This window comes from Gordonia sp. (in: high G+C Gram-positive bacteria), assembly GCF_012515855.1.
GTDB lineage: Bacteria > Actinomycetota > Actinomycetes > Mycobacteriales > Mycobacteriaceae > Gordonia.
Map to the genome: position 1 here is coordinate 1 of NZ_JAAYXO010000246.1, position 3069 is coordinate 3069.

Here is a 3069-nt window from a genome sequence, read left to right on the forward strand (position 1 = left end):
CGCTTGCCGGTTTCGGGGTGCATGCCGACGACACGGTCTTCGAGTGGCTCGGCATCGGCGAGTTCGTGCGCTCGTGCCGGAGTCAGTTCGTCTGGGGCGAGGCCGTCGGGTATGTTCACGCTGCGGGGCTTGAGTGCGCCGTCTTCGCCGACCTCACATTTGTCGTCGTACACCTCAAGGTAGGGGCCGTACTTGCCGTTGCGAAGAGAAATTTCGTCGTCGATGCGAATCGTGTTGATGGCTCGGGCGTCAATCTCACCGAGGTTATCGACCACACCGCGTAGCCCTGGGTGGCTGTCGCTCCCGAAGTAAAACTCGCGCAACCAGTGGGCACGGTTCTCTTCGCCGGCGGCGATTCGGTCGAGATCTGCCTCCATTTCGGCCGTGAAATCGTAGTTCACGAGTTCCGAGAAGTGCTCTTCCAAGAGGCGAACGACCGAGAAGGCGATCCAGCTCGGCACGAGAGCCTGACCCTTTTTCGTGACGTAGCCACGGTCGGAGATCGTGCTGATGATCGACGCATAGGTCGATGGTCGGCCGATCCCCAGGTCTTCGAGCCGTTTCGTCAGGCTTGCCTCAGTGTAGCGAGGCGGAGGGCTCGTTTCGTGCCCCTTCGCTTCAACCTCGCGCATGTCGATGCGCTGCTGTGCGGTGAGTTGAGGCAGGTCGACGCTCTGATCTTTCGGCGAGCGCTTCTCGTCTTTGCCCTCTTCGTATGCGAGCAAGAAGCCCGGGAAGGTGATGACGGTGCCGCTTGCGGTGAATTCTGCGGCCACCGCGCCAGCAGCGGGCTCCGCCACCTCAACGCCGATCGTGACGGTGTCAGTGGAGCCTTTCGCGTCAGCCATCTGGCTCGCCACGGTGCGCTTCCAAATCAGGTCGTAGAGCGCAAACTCACCGGCGTTCAGCTTCTGCTTCAGCTCGCTCGGCTTCGCAAATCGATCACCTGCGTGTCGGATTGCTTCGTGTGCTTCCTGTGCACCCTTCGCTTTGCCGGTGTACACGCGTGGCGCATCGGGCACGGTGTCAGCACCGTAGAGTTCCGCCGCTTGTGCGCGGGCGGCCTGAATCGCCTGCGTTGACAGTGCAGGCGAATCGGTTCGCATATAGGTGATGTACCCGTTCTCGTACAGCGACTGTGCGTACGACATCGTCTGGCGCGAGCTGTACCGCAGTTTTCGCGAGGCCTCCTGCTGCAGCGTCGACGTGGTGAACGGCGCGGCGGGCCGGCGAGTGTGTGGCTTTGTCTCGATGGACTGCACGGTCGCCGAATCAAGTGCGGTGAGTGCGGTAGCGAGTGCTTCGGCACGTGTCTGCGACAACAGCACAACGCCTGCCTGCTGCGCTTTCGGCTTCAGTTGACCGGCATCGTCAAAGTCGGAGCCGGTGGCAAGACGCTCCCCACCGAGACGCACCAGCTTCGCTTCGAAGGCTTTCTGATCGTCCGGCGCACCGGGGGCCGGGCAGAATTGGGCGGTCAGGCCCCAATACTCGGCGGGCACGAAGGCCATGCGCTCGCGTTCGCGATCGACCACAAGTCGGGTAGCCGCGGACTGCACACGCCCAGCGGACAGCTTTGGAGCGACTTTGCGCCACAGCACCGGTGAAATGTCGTAGCCGTAGAGACGATCGAGGATGCGGCGAGTTTCTTGCGCGTCGACAAGCGCAATGTCGAGGTCGCGCGTGTTCTGCTTCGCGGCTTCGATGGCTTCTTTGGTGATCTCGTGAAACACCATGCGCCGTACGGGGACCTTCGGTTTCAGCACCTCGAGAAGGTGCCACGCGATCGCTTCTCCCTCGCGGTCTTCATCGGTTGCGAGCCACAGCTCGTCCGCATCTTTCAGGGCCCGCTTGAGCTCGGTGACCGTCTTTTTCTTGTTGGCATTGACCACGTAGTACGGGGCGAAGTCTTGCTCGACGTCTACCGCGAACTTGCCGAAGGGGCCTTTCTTCAGCTCAGTTGGCAGTTCAGACGGTTCAGCGAGGTCACGGATATGACCGACCGATGCGATGACTTCGTAGTCGTCGCCGAGGTATCCGCCGATGGTTTTCGCCTTGGTTGGCGACTCGACGATGACCAGTTTCTTCGCGCCCACTGCGCTCCTTCTTACAGTACGTGGTGTGGTGTGCGGATCGTTGTTGTGCTCTGGGGCACCACTCTATGCCACGGAAGGCCCTGCCCGAGCACGCGCGTGCACCCTCTTGAAGATAGTCTGCACGCTCACCCTGACACGAACCTGGCCGCTGGCCACATCAGTATCGCACGTGTCGAGCACCACATCGTGAGCGAACGCAACCTGCGCGGCAAGGTCGCAGGGATCTGCCGCCACCCACCCGGTGAGTGCGTCGGCTGCGGCGAGCGCGGCGGCGTCTGCCGCGGTCGACGCTCGACCAGAGGCTTCGAGTGCGCCCGACGCTGCGACCACGGCAAGCCCAATCGTGAGCGCACCGCCAGCAACAGCGACCAGGATCGGCGCGCTCACGCGGTCTCCGAGGCATTCCCGAAACCCTTACCCGCGCGCGTGCGGTAGGGCTTCACGCCGTTTCCTCGGTGCTCACCGCTGCGCAGCGTGTCGCGGACACTTCGAGCGCTGCGAGGAGCCCCGCAGCGGGAGCGCTGCGCAGGGTGACGCAGTGCAGGGCACCATGCAGTGTTCGTTCCACGGTCACCGCGTTTCCGACACGAGCGAGGTGCATCCCTGCGGTCGCGTGGTCACCCCGAGCTTCGTGCCGTGCGATCTCCGCTGCGGATGCTCCGAGGCTGAGTCGCTGGGTTGCCAGCATCAGTGACGAAAGCACCACCGCGAGCACCGCAAGCATGGCCGGCAGCACCACCGCGAATTCCGCGGTCACACTGCCTCGGTCGTGCGATGCCACCCGATTCACCCCGCGCTGCCGAGGGCGCGCTGCACCAGATCGACGAGCATGCCACGCACCTCCTCTGAGCCAAGAATGACGACGAGCAACCCCGCAAATGCGACCGCGCCCATGATCACGACAGCGTATTCTGCGGTGACGGCTCCGCGGTCGCCCTGCGTTCGAGAGCTCCACCACGATCGAAGACTGTCA

4 protein-coding genes are annotated in these 3069 nt (G+C 63.3%); all 4 read right to left on the bottom strand.

What is annotated here, in order from left to right:
* The coding region (gene topA, locus GX543_RS17465) for a type I DNA topoisomerase (protein ID WP_290853763.1) at positions 1-2096 on the bottom strand (2096 nt) is incomplete at its 3' end.
* A 63-nt stretch (positions 2097-2159) separates the two neighbouring features.
* Positions 2160-2483 carry an Rv3654c family TadE-like protein gene (locus tag GX543_RS18840; protein ID WP_366929089.1) on the bottom strand — a complete coding sequence of 108 codons (324 nt, stop codon included), beginning with the start codon at positions 2481-2483 and terminating at the stop codon, positions 2160-2162.
* Between the two features lie 52 nt (positions 2484-2535).
* Positions 2536-2853 carry a hypothetical protein gene (locus GX543_RS17470; protein ID WP_290853765.1) on the bottom strand — a complete coding sequence of 106 codons (318 nt, stop codon included), beginning with the start codon at positions 2851-2853 and terminating at the stop codon, positions 2536-2538.
* 29 nt (positions 2854-2882) lie between these two features.
* Positions 2883-3069: DUF4244 domain-containing protein (locus GX543_RS17475; RefSeq protein WP_290853767.1), on the bottom strand; the 187-nt coding region annotated here is incomplete at its 5' end.